The organism is Flavobacteriales bacterium (assembly GCA_016715895.1).
GTDB lineage: Bacteria > Bacteroidota > Bacteroidia > Flavobacteriales_F > PHOS-HE28 > PHOS-HE28.
On record JADJXH010000003.1, the window covers coordinates 1,886,256 to 1,900,743 of the forward strand.

18 protein-coding genes are annotated in these 14,488 nt (G+C 66.0%); 9 read left to right on the forward strand and 9 right to left on the reverse strand.

The annotated features are described in order from the left end of the window. Positions 1-11: 11 nt before the first annotated feature. Genes IPM49_08190 through IPM49_08200 form a run of 3 tightly spaced genes read left to right on the forward strand, consistent with a single transcriptional unit; the run spans position 12 to position 939 of the window. Complete coding sequence (locus IPM49_08190; GenBank protein MBK9274504.1) at positions 12-224, forward strand: hypothetical protein; 213 nt, start codon at positions 12-14, stop codon at positions 222-224. Beyond that, positions 221-538: a thioredoxin gene (gene trxA, locus IPM49_08195; protein ID MBK9274505.1), complete on the forward strand. Its 318-nt coding sequence runs from the start codon at positions 221-223 to the stop codon at positions 536-538. The genes IPM49_08190 and trxA overlap by 4 nt, the downstream gene beginning before the upstream one ends. Next, on the forward strand, positions 535-939 hold the full coding sequence (locus IPM49_08200) for a rhodanese-like domain-containing protein (GenBank protein MBK9274506.1): 405 nt from the start codon (positions 535-537) through the stop codon (positions 937-939). Before trxA ends, IPM49_08200 begins: the two co-directional genes overlap by 4 nt. Here IPM49_08200 and IPM49_08205 read toward each other — a convergent pair. The 7 genes from IPM49_08205 to IPM49_08235 all read right to left on the reverse strand — a co-directional run bounded on the left by IPM49_08205 (position 936) and on the right by IPM49_08235 (position 7,459). Next, a complete protein-coding gene (locus tag IPM49_08205) occupies positions 936-1,646 on the reverse strand; it encodes an acetolactate decarboxylase (protein ID MBK9274507.1) in 711 nt (236 codons plus the stop codon). The two genes, IPM49_08200 and IPM49_08205, sit on opposite strands and share 4 nt — an antisense overlap. After that, entirely contained in the window at positions 1,630-2,169 is a 540-nt protein-coding gene (locus IPM49_08210) for a hypothetical protein (GenBank protein ID MBK9274508.1), read from the reverse strand. The genes IPM49_08205 and IPM49_08210 overlap by 17 nt, the downstream gene beginning before the upstream one ends. A gap of 116 nt (positions 2,170-2,285) precedes the next feature. After that, on the reverse strand, positions 2,286-3,680 hold the full coding sequence (gene fumC, locus IPM49_08215; GenBank protein MBK9274509.1) for a class II fumarate hydratase: 1,395 nt from the start codon (positions 3,678-3,680) through the stop codon (positions 2,286-2,288). A gap of 66 nt (positions 3,681-3,746) precedes the next feature. Next, complete coding sequence (gene prfB, locus IPM49_08220; protein MBK9274510.1) at positions 3,747-4,844, reverse strand: peptide chain release factor 2; 1,098 nt, start codon at positions 4,842-4,844, stop codon at positions 3,747-3,749. Positions 4,845-4,890: 46 nt separating this feature from the next. Continuing rightward, positions 4,891-6,459 (reverse strand): Rne/Rng family ribonuclease, encoded by a 1,569-nt coding sequence (locus IPM49_08225; GenBank protein ID MBK9274511.1) that lies wholly within the window; start codon positions 6,457-6,459, stop codon positions 4,891-4,893. A 191-nt stretch (positions 6,460-6,650) separates the two neighbouring features. Further along, complete coding sequence (locus IPM49_08230) at positions 6,651-7,172, reverse strand: tetratricopeptide repeat protein (GenBank protein MBK9274512.1); 522 nt, start codon at positions 7,170-7,172, stop codon at positions 6,651-6,653. Then, the gene (locus tag IPM49_08235; protein MBK9274513.1) at positions 7,169-7,459 is read right to left on the reverse strand and encodes an integration host factor subunit beta; all 291 of its coding nucleotides are present in this window, start codon (positions 7,457-7,459) and stop codon (positions 7,169-7,171) included. The genes IPM49_08230 and IPM49_08235 overlap by 4 nt, the downstream gene beginning before the upstream one ends. A 70-nt stretch (positions 7,460-7,529) precedes the next feature. Here IPM49_08235 and mutY point away from each other — a divergent pair, with 70 nt between their 5' ends. The 4 genes from mutY to IPM49_08255 all read left to right on the forward strand — a co-directional run bounded on the left by mutY (position 7,530) and on the right by IPM49_08255 (position 11,087). Continuing rightward, positions 7,530-8,597, forward strand: a complete 1,068-nt coding sequence (mutY, locus tag IPM49_08240) for an A/G-specific adenine glycosylase (GenBank protein ID MBK9274514.1) — start codon at positions 7,530-7,532, stop codon at positions 8,595-8,597. Positions 8,598-8,667: 70 nt separating this feature from the next. Further along, positions 8,668-9,129: a single-stranded DNA-binding protein gene (locus IPM49_08245; protein MBK9274515.1), complete on the forward strand. Its 462-nt coding sequence runs from the start codon at positions 8,668-8,670 to the stop codon at positions 9,127-9,129. A 34-nt stretch (positions 9,130-9,163) separates the two neighbouring features. After that, complete coding sequence (gldE, locus tag IPM49_08250) at positions 9,164-10,489, forward strand: gliding motility-associated protein GldE (protein ID MBK9274516.1); 1,326 nt, start codon at positions 9,164-9,166, stop codon at positions 10,487-10,489. Then, a complete protein-coding gene (locus IPM49_08255; protein ID MBK9274517.1) occupies positions 10,479-11,087 on the forward strand; it encodes a hypothetical protein in 609 nt (202 codons plus the stop codon). The genes gldE and IPM49_08255 overlap by 11 nt, the downstream gene beginning before the upstream one ends. On the opposite strand, the gene IPM49_08260 is transcribed toward IPM49_08255, so the two are convergent. Both IPM49_08260 and IPM49_08265 read right to left on the reverse strand, forming a co-directional pair. Further along, complete coding sequence (locus IPM49_08260; protein ID MBK9274518.1) at positions 10,971-12,053, reverse strand: COX15/CtaA family protein; 1,083 nt, start codon at positions 12,051-12,053, stop codon at positions 10,971-10,973. The genes IPM49_08255 and IPM49_08260 overlap by 117 nt on opposite strands. Before the next feature lie 96 nt (positions 12,054-12,149). Then, positions 12,150-12,677: a heavy-metal-associated domain-containing protein gene (locus IPM49_08265; protein ID MBK9274519.1), complete on the reverse strand. Its 528-nt coding sequence runs from the start codon at positions 12,675-12,677 to the stop codon at positions 12,150-12,152. 92 nt (positions 12,678-12,769) lie between these two features. Here IPM49_08265 and IPM49_08270 point away from each other — a divergent pair, with 92 nt between their 5' ends. Next, complete coding sequence (locus IPM49_08270; GenBank protein ID MBK9274520.1) at positions 12,770-13,675, forward strand: DMT family transporter; 906 nt, start codon at positions 12,770-12,772, stop codon at positions 13,673-13,675. Positions 13,676-13,735: 60 nt separating this feature from the next. Next, on the forward strand, positions 13,736-14,488 hold the full coding sequence (locus tag IPM49_08275; GenBank protein ID MBK9274521.1) for a glycosyltransferase family 2 protein: 753 nt from the start codon (positions 13,736-13,738) through the stop codon (positions 14,486-14,488).

The following is a 14,488-nucleotide window of genomic DNA, read 5'->3' on the forward strand; positions in this document are numbered from 1 at the left end:
CAACGCCCCTCATGCGCTGGTTGAACGGCGCAGTGGCCATGGCTTTCCTGATCCAGGCCGTACTCAGCAACGACGGGTTCGCCTACGCGCTGGCGGCCTTCTTTGGACTGAAGGCCCTCTTCAACGTGGGCTGCTGCGCGAGCGAAGGCTGTGCCACACCCGACCGGACCACCCAACCCCCACCCCGGGAGGTGGGACCGACCCCCATTGCGCAGACCCCATGAACACGCGTGCCCGCACCTTTCAAGAGCTGATCGGCGGCGAAACGCCGGTGTTGGTGGATTTCTTCGCCGAGTGGTGCGGCCCGTGCAAGGCGATGGCGCCCATCCTGGAGGACTTCAAGCGCCAGGTGGGTGACCGGGCGGTGGTCGTGAAGGTGGACGTGGACCGGAATCCGGCGGCTGCGCAGGCCTATCGCATCCAGGGTGTGCCTACGCTGGCGCTCTTCAAGCAGGGCCACATGGTCTGGCGCACCTCGGGCGTGATGAGCGCCGCTCAGCTGATGAACGTCATCTCCCCTCACCTCGACCGACCATGATCCACAGAACGCTGATCCCGTTCCGCGCAGGAGCGCTCCTGCTCCTCTTGAGCATGGCCGCGGCCTGCGGCGCAAGCGGCCCGGGATCGGCGCTTGCACCCGCGTCCTTCCAGCAGGCGATGCGCACACCCGGAGCGCAGGTGATCGACGTGCGCACCCCGGCGGAGTTCGCCTCCGGTCATCTGGACGGCGCGATCAACCTGGACTGGACGGGCGGCGTGCTCGAACAACGCATCTCGGAGCTGGACAAGGAGGCACCCATCCTGGTGTACTGCGCCTCAGGTCGTCGCAGCGCCGCAGCGGCGAACGCGCTGCGGGAGGCGGGATTCCGCACCGTGTCCGACCTGGGGGGCGGCATCCGGGCCTGGCAGGCGTCCGGGCTTCCGGTGACCGGTCGTTAGCGCCCTACGAGCAGGCGCATCCCACCGGCACGCCACATCGCCATGTCCGCATGCCCCATCCGCTTCCGGTCGGGCGAGATCACGTGCATGTGGATGTTGCTGTCGTGATGGGTGAACACCGTGCGATGGGCCGTGGAGAAGAACCCGATGAGCTCCACGGGTTCCTTGGTGAAGCTCACATGGGCGTCGTACGCGTGGGCCTCCTCCCTGGAACGGACCTCCACGTTCTCCGGCACGGCGAGGACATGCGCCGAAGCACTGTCCACATCACCGACCAAGCGGAACGCGAACGGTCCGGGGTCCATGCCGGCCCGTGCTGTGAGGAAGGCGTCCAAGGCGGCCAGGTCAAGCACGCTGTCCGGCAGGGCCACCGGCTCCCAGCGATCCACACGGGTATGGACGAAGAACGGTGCGCGCACATCCCTGTTCACGGACACCCTTACACTGTGGTTCACCACCCGGGCCACATGGCAGACCCCGTCGATCACCGTGATCTCTCCACGCAGGTGCTCCAGTGGCCCGACACCATAAAGCCCTGGTCCGGTGAGGCTGTCCATGGAAATGACACCCGCACCCTGGCCATTGTGGATCACATCGCGCATGGCGCCCGTGGCGATGACCTGGGCGCCCAGCAGCAGCGGAACGACAGCCCAGACAAGGAGCGTGGCACGCTTCGTCCACCCGCGTCCCTCAAGGGAGCAGGTCACAGGAAACGCATGTTGCACAGCGATCGCGGTCACCTGTAAGGCAGGTCGTGTAGACCATCTTGAACTGATTGAGCAAGAGGCAGGATCCACAGCCCAGGGTGCCATGCAGATTGGGATGGCTCGTGGTATTCGTTGCATCGTGCCGATCGATGATCAAAACATGCTCCTTGGTGGCCGAATAGTCCAAGACACCATCCGTCTTCACAGTGATCACATAGGGGCTGGACATGGAGGCCTCTCCGGTCACCTTCACCACGTGCTTGTTCTCGTTCATCACTTCGGATACGAAGGCCATGGTATCCTCCCTGGTGGCGGCGCTTGCCAGCGGTCCAAGGTCCATGATGACGATATCGACCTGACGACCATTCACCTTCGCCGGATCTAGGGCGTTCTTCTCGAGGTGGACGGTATAGCCGCCTTCCACGCGCTCCAAAGGCGGTTTCACCGCCGGTCCTGTGCATGCCGCCAGAAGCGTGATTGCGAGGATGGGAAGCACCTGCCTGGTCAGAGCAGGCCGGTTCATCGTCAAGCTCTCTTTCGGAGATCCCTTTGTCATCATGATCGGAGTGGATCAGGCGAGGCCCCAACAGCAAGGCCACGGCCGAAAGGTAACCAAGCCGGTCGCTGGCTCCTTCGGCCTCACCCCTCGCCGCACATCTTCGCCGGATCCACCCACGTGTCGAAGTCCCCGGCGCTCACGTGACCGAGCGCGATGGCGGCCTCCTTCAGCGTGGTGCCCTCCTTGTGCGCCTTTTTCGCGATCTCGGCCGCCTTGTAGTACCCGATGTGCGGGTTGAGGCTGGTGACGAGCATGAGCGAGTTCTCCAGGTGGCGCTTGATCACCGGGCGGTTGGGCTCGATTCCCTCGGCGCACTTGTCGTTGAAGCTCACGCAGGCATCGCCGATCAGGCGGGCGCTCTGCAGCACGTTCGCCGCGATGAGGGGCTTGAACACGTTCAACTCGAAGTGGCCGTTGCTGGCGCCGATGCCCACGGCCACATCGTTGCCCATCACCTGGGCGGCCACCATGGTGAGCGCCTCGGGCTGGGTGGGGTTCACCTTGCCGGGCATGATGCTTGAGCCGGGCTCGTTATCGGGGATCACCAGCTCACCGATGCCGCTGCGCGGGCCGCTGCTGAGCATGCGGATGTCGTTGCCGATCTTCATCAGGGAGATGGCGAGCCGCTTCAGTGCGCCGCTGAGCTCCACCATGGCATCGTGCGCGGCCAGCGCCTCGAACTTGTTGGGGGCGGTGACGAACGGCAGACCCGTGAGCTCGGCGATCTTCTTGGCCACGAGCTCGCTGTAGCCCTTGGGCGCGTTGAGGCCGGTGCCCACCGCGGTGCCGCCGAGCGCCAGTTCGCGCACCATCTCCAGCGCGTTGTTCACCGCGCGCAGGCCGTTGTCCAGCTGCTGCACATACCCGCTGAACTCCTGGCCGAGCGTGAGCGGCGTGGCGTCCATGAAATGCGTGCGCCCCGTCTTCACCACGTCCTGGAACGCTGTGGCCTTATTCGCCAGCGTGTCGCGCAGCTTCTTCACCCCGGGGATCGTCACCTCCACCGTCAGCTTGTACGCCGCGATGTGCATGGCCGTGGGGTAGGTGTCGTTGCTGCTCTGGCTCTTGTTGACGTCGTCGTTGGGGTTGAGCACCTTCTGCTCGTCGGTGAGCTTGCCGCCGTTGAGCACATGCGCGCGGTAGGCCACCACCTCGTTCACGTTCATGTTGCTTTGGGTGCCGCTTCCGGTCTGCCAGATCACCAGCGGGAACTGGTCGTCCAGGGCACCGGTGAGGATCTCGTCGCACACACGGCCGATGAGGTCGCTCTTCTCCTTCGGCAACTTGCCCAGCTCCAGGTTGGTGAGGGCGGCGGCCTTCTTCAGGTAGGCGAAGGCATGGACGATCTCACGCGGCATGCTGCCCGGCGGGCCGATGCGGAAGTTGTTGCGGCTGCGCTCGGTCTGCGCACCCCAGTACTTGTCGGCGGGCACCTCCACCTCGCCCATCGTGTCCTTTTCGATCCGGTATTCCATGTCGTTCTTCATTGCGTTGGTCAGCCCGGCCGTCCCATTGGGTTCCGGGCGACGCTTGCGTCGCCCCTACACCTTCTGTGATTGGCCGTGCTGCATGAGGTAGGCCTTCAGGAACTCGTCGATCCCGCCGTTGAGCACGTCGTCCACGCTGCTGGTCTCGTGCTCGGTGCGCACGTCCTTCACCAGCTTGTAGGGCTGCAGCACGTAGTTGCGGATCTGGCTGCCCCATTCGATCTTCTTCTTGCCGGCCTCGATCTCGCTGCGCTTGCTGCGACGCCGCTCCAGTTCGGCCTCGTACAGCTGGCTCTTGAGCAGCTGCAGCGCCTTGTTCTTGTTCTCCAGCTGGCTTCGGGTCTCGGTGTTCTCGATGATGATGCCGGTGGGCCCGTGGCGCAGGCGCACGCCGGTCTCCACCTTGTTCACGTTCTGGCCACCGGCGCCCCCACTGCGGAAGGTATCCCAGGTGATGTCACTGGGATTGATGTCGATCTCGATGCTCTCATCCACCAGGGGGTAGACGTACACGCTCACGAAGCTGGTGTGGCGTCGGGCGTTGCTGTCGAAGGGGCTGATGCGCACCAGGCGGTGCACGCCGTTCTCGCCCTTGAGCATGCCGAAGGCGAACTCGCCGTCCACCTCCATGGTGGCCTGCTTGATGCCGGCGGCCTCGCCGTCCTGGTAGTCCAGCACCCGCACGGCGTATCCGTTCTTCTCGGCCCACATGCGGTACATGCGCAGCAGCATCAGGGCCCAGTCGTTGCTCTCCGTGCCACCTGCGCCGCTGGTGATCTGCACCACCGCGCTCAGGGGGTCCTCCTCGGCGCTGAGCATGTTCTTGAACTCGAGCTCCTCCAGGGCATGCGCGGCCTTGGCATACTGGGCCTCCAGTTCCTGTTCGCTCACCTCCTTCGCCTTGAAGAAGTCGAACATCACTTCCACGTCGTCGAGCTCCCGCTTCACCGCCTCGTACAGCTCCACCCACCGCTTGAGCTCGCGGATCTTCTTCATGGTGGCCTGCGCCCTCTTCTGATCGTTCCAGAAGTCGGGGTCGTGGGTGTACTTCTCCTCCTCGAGGATGAGCCCGCGCTTGTCCTCGATGGCGAGGTAGCCCTTGAGGGCCTCGAGCCGCTCGCGGAGCGCGTCGATCTTGTCGATGGTGATCATCCGGATGAAGCGGCCGCGAAATTACGCCTTGCCCCGCAGGGCCGGATCACAGGGGGATGTCCTTCCCGGAGCCGTCCACCACCCGGAAGTCGAGGTACTGGCTGGACCCTTCGCCCACGATCTTGACCCACTTCCGCCAGCGCCACCACCACCGGTGCTGCACGCTGGGCAGGCCCTTGGTGAGGTAGGCGGCGATGAAGGGATGCACCCGGAGGGTGAGGCCGCTCATGTCCTTCTCCACCAGCAGGTGGTTCAGGGCGTTCTCGATGGCGTCGATGATCAACACCGGAGCGCCCACCTCGCCGCTGCCACCGCAGGTGGGGCAGCTCTCGGTGGTGTCGATCTCCGTCTCGGGGCGCACCCGCTGACGGGTGAGCTCGATCACCCCGAAACGCGAGGGCGGGAGCACGTTGTGCTTGGCCTTGTCGTCGGCCATCGCGTCCTTGAGCGCCTTGTGCAGCTCACGCCGGTTGTTGGCGTCGTACAGGTCGATGAAGTCGATGGCGATGATGCCGCCCATGTCACGCAGGCGCAGCAGCCGGGCGATCTCGCGGGCCGCCTCGATGTTGATGTCAAGGGCGTTCTTCTCCTGGTCCTGGTTGCCGCCCTTGCGCGCACCGCTGTTCACGTCGATGACGTGCATGGCCTCGGTCTTCTCGATGATCAGGTAGGCGCCGCTGGGCAGCATCACCTGTTTGCCGAAGGCCTGCTTGATCTGCTTGTTGACCCCGAACTGGTCGAAGATGTCCAGCTTCCCCTTGTACAGCTTGACGATGCCGGCCTTCTCGGGGGCGATGCGTTCCAGGGTCTGCCGCACCTCGTCGGTCAGGGCCTCATCGTTGACGTGGATGCTGGTGAACTCCTTGTTGAGCAGGTCGCGCAGCACGGCGCTGGTGCGGTCGATCTCCCCCAGCACGCGCTTGGGCGGGATGGCGTTCCGCAGGTTGTGGAAGCAGGTGTCCCACCGCTGGAGCAGGTTCTTCAGGTCGGCCTCCAGGTCCTCGGTGCGCTTGTTCTCGGCGTTGGTGCGGATGATGACCCCATGGTTGGCGGGACGGATCCGCTGCATGAGGTCCTTGAGCCGCCTGCGCTCATCATCGTCCTTGATGCGCGTGCTGATGCTCACCTTGTTGATGAACGGGACCAGGACCATGTAGCGGCCGGCCAGGGTGACCTCGGCGGTGAGGCGCGGGCCCTTGGTGCTGATGGGCTCCTTGGCGATCTGCACCAGCACGCTCTGGCTGGCGCTGACCACCTCGGCGATCTTGCCGTCCTTGTTGATGTCCGGGTCGAGCTTCCAGCCGGCGAGGTCGCTGCTGGTGATGGTGCCACTGACGGCGCCCTTGGCGAACTTGAAGCTGTTGCGGTACTGGGGGCCGAGGTCGAAGTAGTGCAGGAAGGCGTCCTTCTCGTGCCCCACGTCCACGAAAGCGGCGTTGAGGCCAGGGGCCACCTTGCGCACCTTGGCCAGATGGATGTCGCCGACGGTGAATCCGCGCTCGGTGCGCTCGCGATGGAGCTCCATGAGCACGGGATGCTGCCGCCCGGGCACTGAGCGGAGCAGGGCGAGGGCGACCTCACCGGCCGAGGAGCGGATGACGAGGTCGACGCTCACCGGGGGAGTGATGTAGGGGGTTCGGGCACAATCCTGAGGGATGTGCGCAGCCTGCACCGGAAGGGCGCGTGCCGCTCAGGGCACGGCCCCGGCGCTTGGCTGAAGCGTCCTACCGGAGCTTCTTCTTGTGGCGGTTCTTCCGCAGGCGCTTCTTGCGCTTGTGGGTGGCCATCTTGTGGCGCTTCCGCTTCTTACCGCAGGGCATGGTCCTGTTCGTCTAGGTTGATCCGTAATTCCTCCAATGCCTGGTCCGTGGCCTTCCGGGCTTCGGGATCGGGCGTCAATTGCCTGTATCGTGTCAACGCGTCGATGGCCGGCAGGATGCTGTCCATCATCGCGTAGCTCTGCCCCAGCATGGACCACGCCTCTGGGCGCGTGCCGGCCGTGTCCAGCTCCACCACCTTGCGGAAGCGGGCCGCGGCCTTGTCCACCTGCCCGCTCTGCAGGCTGAAGAGGCCCAGGTGCCAGTGCACCTCGGGCCGCTCGGGATGCTCCTCGGCCAATTGGCGGAGCAGCATGATGCCTTGCATCGGCTCCTGGCCGTTCACCAGGGCCACCGCCTCATCCAGGCGGCGTTGCAGGTCATCGGTCACGACGGCCTCCTGGTCGGGTCCGGTCGTCGTGCCCGGTGTGCGGGGCAGCAGGAATAAAAGAACGACCACCGCCAGCGCCCCGGCCACGGCCAGGTAGTGAACGGTGCCCCAACGCCTCATCCCTTCGCCGGGCGGTTCTTCACCCGGTCAACGAACACGTCCGCCGGCTTGAAGGCGGGCACGTCGTGGGCGGGAATGACGATGGTGGTGTTCTGGCTCAGGATGCGGCCGGTCTTCTGCGCCCGGTGCTTCACCACGAAGCTGCCGAACCCGCGCAGATGCACGTCCTCACCCTTCTCCAGGCTGGCCTTCACTTCCTCCATGAAGGCCTCGATGGTCACAAGCACGGCGTTCCGCTCGATCCCGGTACGCTTCGAGATGATGCCGACCAGCTCTGCCTTCGTCATGCCCTTCAGACTTTTTGGGGGCGCAAAGATAGGGTTCTTTCCATACCGCGCAACGCATCTTTGTGCTTGGATGTCAAGCCCTTCTTGGTTCAGCAAGGCCCTGCGCGGCTGGTATACCGCCGGTCATCGCGACCTGCCCTGGCGCCACACCCGTGACCCGTACCGGATCTGGCTCAGCGAGGTCATCCTGCAGCAGACCCGGATCGACCAGGGCATGGCCTACTATGAGCGGTTCGTGGAGAAGCACCCCACCGTTCACCATCTGGCCGCGGCGGCCGATGACGAGGTGATGCGGCTGTGGCAGGGCTTGGGCTACTACAGCCGCGCCCGGAACCTGCTGGCCGCGGCGCGGGCCGTGGTGAACGAGCACGGAGGCCGCTTCCCGGACACGGTGGAGGCTCTGCGCGGCCTGAAGGGGGTGGGCGACTACACCGCGGCCGCCATCGCCTCGATCGCCTTCGACCGCCCCGCAGCGGTGGTGGACGGCAACGTGTACCGCGTCCTCGCCCGCGTGTTCGGCATCGCCACGCCCATCGATTCCACGGCCGGCCGTCGGGAGTTCAGCGCGTTGGCCGGCGACCTGCTCGACCCGGAGCACCCCGGTGACCACAACCAGGCGGTGATGGAACTGGGCGCCACCGTGTGCCTGCCGCGCTCGCCGCGCTGCGGCCAGTGCCCGGTGGCCACGCGCTGCATCGCCCGCCGCGAGGGCCGCATCGCCCACCTGCCGGTGAAGGTCGGTCGTGCCACCGTGCGCGATCGCCATTTCAACTACCTGTGCATCGATGTCGATGGTGGTCTGATGCTCAGGAAACGAGAGGGCCGGGACATCTGGCAGGGGCTCCATGAGCCACCCCTGCTGGAATCCGAGGCACCGCTGGACCGTGCGGCCTTCCGGAAGGCCTTGCGCCACTGGCTGGGCGCAGGGTGGACGGTCACCGGCGATCAAGGCCCCACCCGCCATGTGCTCAGCCACCAGGTGCTCCACGCACGGTTCTGGGAGGTGGTGCCACCCCGCACCTTCACCCCACCCCCGGACTGGCGCTCCGTGGACCTGACCGAGCTGGAGATGGTCGCCGTGCCACGGCTCATCGAACGCTACCTGGCGCTGCGTCGTGCGCGGGGCCTGTTCGGATAGGGCCAGTTTTCCACGATCCGGGGATGTCCGGACCGATGGGGTTACCTTTGGACTTCTTCCATACCCCACCATGTCCGGAGTCAACAAAGTGATCCTGATCGGCAACCTGGGTGCCGACCCCGAGGTGCGCCACCTGCAGAACGGGGCCACCGTGGCCAACTTCCGCATCGCCACCAGCGAGACCTACAAGGACCGGCAGACCGGCGAGAAGCGCGAGCAGACCGAGTGGCACAGCATCGTGGCCTGGCGCGGGTTGGGCGAGATCACCGAGAAATACCTGCGGAAGGGCAGCAAGGTGTATGTGGAAGGCAAGCTCCGCACGCGCTCCTGGCAGGACCGCGACGGCAACACGCGCTACACCACCGAAGTGCACGCCGAGGAAATGACCCTGTTGGACCGGCCCTCGGGCGAACGCCCGGAGCTGGCCGCCGCGGCCGGATCGATGGCCACAGCCCCTGCCCCGCGTGCTGCCGAACCGGTGGGCGCTGCCCCGGCCGGACAGCCCAACGAAATGGACGACCTGCCGTTCTGATCATGCCCTCAGCCCGCCGACCGGCGGGCCGTCCATGGAGCCTCCGCCCGTTCCGCTCACCACCTTCCTCCCCGCCGGCCTGGACCCGCTGACGGCCACGGCCTTGGTGGCCATCGTCCTGCTGTTGATCGGTTCGGCGGCCATGTCGGCGAGCGAGGTGGCGCTCTTCAGCCTCGACCCGACCCAGCTGCGCGACCTGCGCGAGCGCGGCGGAAGGAGCGGGGCCCGCGTCATCGACCTGCTCTCCAAGCCGCGCCGGTTGCTGGCCACCATCCTCATCGCCAACAACTTCGTCAACGTCGGTGTCATCATCCTCAGCACCGTGGTGCTCAACGGGCTGGTGGACACCACGGGCATGTCCGACCTGCTGGTGTTCAGCATCCAGGTGCTCGGGGTCACCCTGGTGATCCTGCTGCTGGGCGAGGTGCTTCCCAAGGTCTACGCCACCAGCCATGCCATGCGCGTGGCCACCACCATGGCCGCACCCCTCACCGCACTGCGGTGGGTGCTCAGCCCGCTCAACGAGCTGCTGGTCCGCAGCACCACCTTCATCGAGAAGCGCTACAAGAAACGGGCGGCCAAAGGCATCTCCGTGGACAGCCTGGGCCATGCCCTCGAGCTCACCAAGGATGCCAGCACCACCGCCGAGGAGCAGCGCATCCTGAAGGGCATCGTGAAGTTCGGCAGCGTGGAGGTGAGCGAGGTGATGCGTCCGCGCACCGCCATGGTGGCCTTCGACAGGGAGCTCACCTTCCAGGAACTGGTGCCCGCCATCATCGAGAGCGGCTTCTCCCGCGTGCCGGTGTACGAAGGCACCCTGGACCGCGTGATCGGCGTGCTGCACATCAAGGATGTGCTGCCCTTTCTGGACAAGCCCGACATGGACTGGCTGGCCCACCTGCACGAGCCCTGCTTCGTGCCGGAGACCAAGAAGCTGGACGACATGCTCAAGGAGTTCCAGCGCAAGAAGGTGCACCTGGCCATCGTGGTGGACGAGTACGGCGGAACGAGCGGTCTGGTGACCCTGGAGGACGTGATCGAGGAGATCGTGGGGGACATCACCGACGAGTTCGATGACGAGGAGCTGAACTACACCAAGCTCGACGACCGCACCTGGATCTTCGAGGGACGCACGCCGCTCAACGACCTGTACCGCATCCTGGGCATCGACGGACAGGTGTTCGAGGAACACCGGGGAGACAGCGGCACGGTGGGCGGTTTCGTGTTGGAGCTCACCGGGCGCATCCCCCAGAAGGGCGAGCGGGTCTCGCTCAGGAACTTCACCTTCGTGGTGGAATCCTCGGACAACAAGCGTGTACGGCGGGTCAAGATCAGCGTGGGCGATGAGGATGCGGCCTGAAGATGCCCTCCGGGGCCTGCTGCTGGTCCTGGTGACCGGGTGCACGGCCGAGCCGCAGCCCCTTCCCCACGGCTATTTCCGCATCGACCTGCCACCGGTGGCCTTTGTCGGGCATGACGCGGGCTGCTACACCGCCGAGGTGCCCGCCGCCGTGCGGGTGCTGCCCCGCAGCGCGGATGGTCAGCGCTGCTGGAGCGACCTGGACTACGGCCTCTACAAGGCCCGGGTGCATCTCACCTATCGCACCGTGAACGGCGACCTGGACCGGTTGATCGACGATGCCCACGTGCTGAAGCGCAAGCACGAACTGAAGGCCGCGCGCATCCGCAGCCAGGTGGTCCACCGTGACAGTGCCCGGGTGCACGGCACCATCTTCGATGTCGAGGGCGATGTCGCCAGTCCGCTGGTGTTCTACCTCACCGACAGCAGCACGCATTTCCTCTACGGGGCGCTGTACTTCATGGCCCGGCCCAACTCCGACTCACTGGCCCCGGTGACCGACCGCGTGCGGGCGGACATGCGGCACTTCATCGGCAGCCTCCACTGGAACGACCCGCCCGGTGGCGTGGATCAGGCGGAGCAGCACGCCGAGCAGTAGCAGCGCGCCAAGCTGGTGCAGCACCCCAAGGGCGATCTGCACTGCGGTGAGCAGGGTGGCCACGCCAAGAACGAACTGAAGCAGCACGGCGGCCATCAGCCAGGGTCCGATGCGCCGCACGCGCGGATCGGCGCGCAGGAGGATGGCGAGCGCGATGCAGCCAACAGCCACCAGCCATGCCACGTTGCGGTGCACGAACTGCACCCCGTCCCGGTGGTCGGTGAGGTCCTTCACCAGGTCGCCGAAGGCGTGCACGTTCTCGGGCATGAAGGCGCCGTTCATCAGGGGCCAGGTGGTGTAGATGCGACCGGCATCGAGGCCGGCGGTGAAGGCCCCGTAGACCACCTGGAGCACGACCAGTACCAGGAGAAGGCGCGACCAACGCGCGGCCGCCGAGCCATCGCCGCGCCACGTGCGCCGCCCGACCTGCAGATCGAGCACGGTCCACAGCACCAGCAGAAAGACCGCGAAGGCCGCGCACAGGTGGATGGCGAGCCGGAAGTGGCTGACGTCCGGGTTGTCGGCCAACCCGCTCATCACCATGAACCATCCGAGGGCGCCCACCAGGCCACCGCCCGTAAGGATGACCAGCGTCCGGCGCAGGAGCCATCCCTTCAACCGGCCCTGGCGCAGGAAGATCGCGAAGGGGACGATGAACACCAGGCCCATCAGCCGACCCCAGTTGCGGTGCAGGTACTCCCAGAAGAAGATGGCCTTGAACCCGTCCAGGTCCATGAGCTGGTTCTTCAGCGTGTACTCCGGGATGCGCTTGTACTTGTCGAAGGCCTCCAGCCATTCCCCCTCGTTCAAGGGAGGCAGGGCCCCCATGATCGGCTTCCACTCGGTGATGCTGAGACCGCTGCCGGTGAGGCGGGTGATGCCCCCGATCACCACCATGCAGGCGATCAGCGCACAGCCCGTCACCAGCCAGCGCACGACAGGACGGTGGGGGGCATGGACCGGCATGGGCGGCAAAGCTATCAACGCCCGAGAGCCCCTTCCGTTCGGGGCGACAACGCGAAAGGGGCCCGAAGGCCCCTTCACATGCGCCGGGTCCGGGGATCAGGCCCGGAGGATCAGCGAGAGCAGTTCCAGGAGGCTGGGGAGACGCAGGGTGGGCAGTTCGGCGTTCACCTTCGCCTCGGTGGCGCCGGCGGCCTCCTCCCCTTCGCTTGCCGCTCCTTCGCCCTTCACCTGCTTGGTGACGGCCACGGCCACTACCTTGTATTGTCCATCGTGGATCTTCTGCACGGCCTCCACCAGCTGGGCATCGCTCACCTGGGCCGGATCAAAGGTCACGATGGCGTGGTCGTTCTCATCCCCCTCGATGAACTTGATCTCCGTGCCGGCCACTCCGGGCACCTGGGCGAGGGCCTTCTTGATGGCCCCGCCGCACATCATCTCGCAGCTCATGCCGGAGATGCTGAGGTCCGCGAAGGTCACCGGGGTGCCCTGGGTGATGACCTGCTCGGTCACCACGCGGGCCACGCTGGCCGCATCCGTCGCGACTTCGGTCGCCTCACCGGCACCGGTGGAGCAGGCGGAGAGCAGAAGGAACGGAACGGAGCCGGCGATGATCCAGGAGCGCATGGCGTGGGAGGGGTTGGTGAACATGGGACGCCCAGGAGAACGGAATTGTTACAAAAGTAGTGTGCGGAAGCGTCCCGGTACATTCGCGGCGCATGTCATCCCCCCTGCGAGGTCCCGACCGGCTTTCCTGGCTCATGTTGGGCACGCTGGCCCTGATCTGGGGCTCCTCCTTCATTCTGATGAAGCGTGGGCTGTGGGCGGAGGGCCGTCCGGTGCTGAGCCCTGGACAAGTGGCCTCCGCGCGGCTCGCCATCGCCTGGGCGGTGCTGAGCCCGGCCGTGCTGCGCCACTGGCCCATGCTGCGCACCCACTGGCGGCCGCTGCTGCTGGCCGGTGTGCTGGGCAACGGCATCCCGGCCCTGCTGTTCGCCACGGCGCAGACCCGCATCGACAGCGCCCTCAGCGGGATGCTCAACAGCCTCACCCCGCTCTTCACCCTGGTGATCGGGCTGCTGCTGTTCGGCACTCCGGCGCGCCTGGCCCAGCTGGCCGGAGTGCTCCTGGGGCTCATCGGCGCCGTGGGCCTGGTGGTCTTCGACCCCGGTGCCGGACCGGCGGATTGGTCGCTGTACGCGCTGCTGCCCGTGGCCGGCACGATGTGCTACGGGGCCAGCGCCAATGTGGTGAAGCACCGTCTTTACATGCTGCCCGCGATGGCCACCGCGGCCCTGGCGCTCACCTTCGTGGGGCCCATCGGCATCGCAGGCTGTGTGCTCACCGGCCTCCCGGGCACCCTGGCGGCCGATCCGGCCGCCTGGCCGGCCCTGGGCTTCGTGGCGCTGCTCGCCGTGCTCAGTTCGGCCCTCTCCCTGGTGCTGTGGAACGCGCTGCTGAAGCGCACGAGCGCCGTACAGGCCTCGGCCGTTACATACCTGATGCCGGTGGTGGCCATCGGCTGGGGACTGCTGGACGGTGAGCGGCTCGGCCTGTTGCAGGTGCTGATGATCGCGATAGTCCTCGGTGGGGTGTACCTGGTGTCCACCGCCGATCGGTCCTGAGGGTCGGCGTTGGTTGAGCATCTTTGCCCGACCGGCCGCGCCCGGCAACCAACGACCTCCATGTACCTCGGACAGAAAGTCATCGTGGTGCTCCCCGCCTACCGGGCCGCGCTCACCCTCAAGCAGACCTACGACGAGATCCCCTTCGACCTGGTGGACGAAGTGGTGCTTGTGGACGACAAGAGCCCGGACAACACCGTGGAGGTGGCGCGGCAGCTGGGCATCCGCCACATCGTGGTGCACGACGTGAACAAGGGGTACGGGGGGAACCAGAAGAGCTGCTACGACAAGGCCAAGGAGCTCGGAGCCGACATTGTGGTGATGCTCCACCCCGATTACCAGTACACGCCCAAACTGCTCACGAGCATGATCGCGCTGATCGGCAACGGGGTCTACCCGGTGGTGTTCGGCTCGCGGATCCTGGGCGGGGGCGCGCTCAAGGGCGGCATGCCGATGTACAAGTACATCGCCAACCGGCTGCTCACCATGGGACAGAACCTGCTGATGGGCGAGAAGCTGAGCGAGTACCATACCGGATACCGCGCCTTCCATCGCAAGGTGCTCGATGCCTGCCCCTACAGGAACTGCTCGGATGACTTCGTCTTCGACAACCAGATGATCGCCCAGATCTTCTGGCAGGGCTTCGCCATCGCCGAGATCACCTGCCCCACGAAGTACTTCGACGAGGCCAGCAGCATCAACTTCAGCCGGAGCATGACCTACGGGCTGGGCGTGGTGCACACCAGCTGGCGATACTTCCTGGCCCGCACGGGTCTCCTGGGCTGGGCCCTGCTGGGCCAACGCACCCGCTGA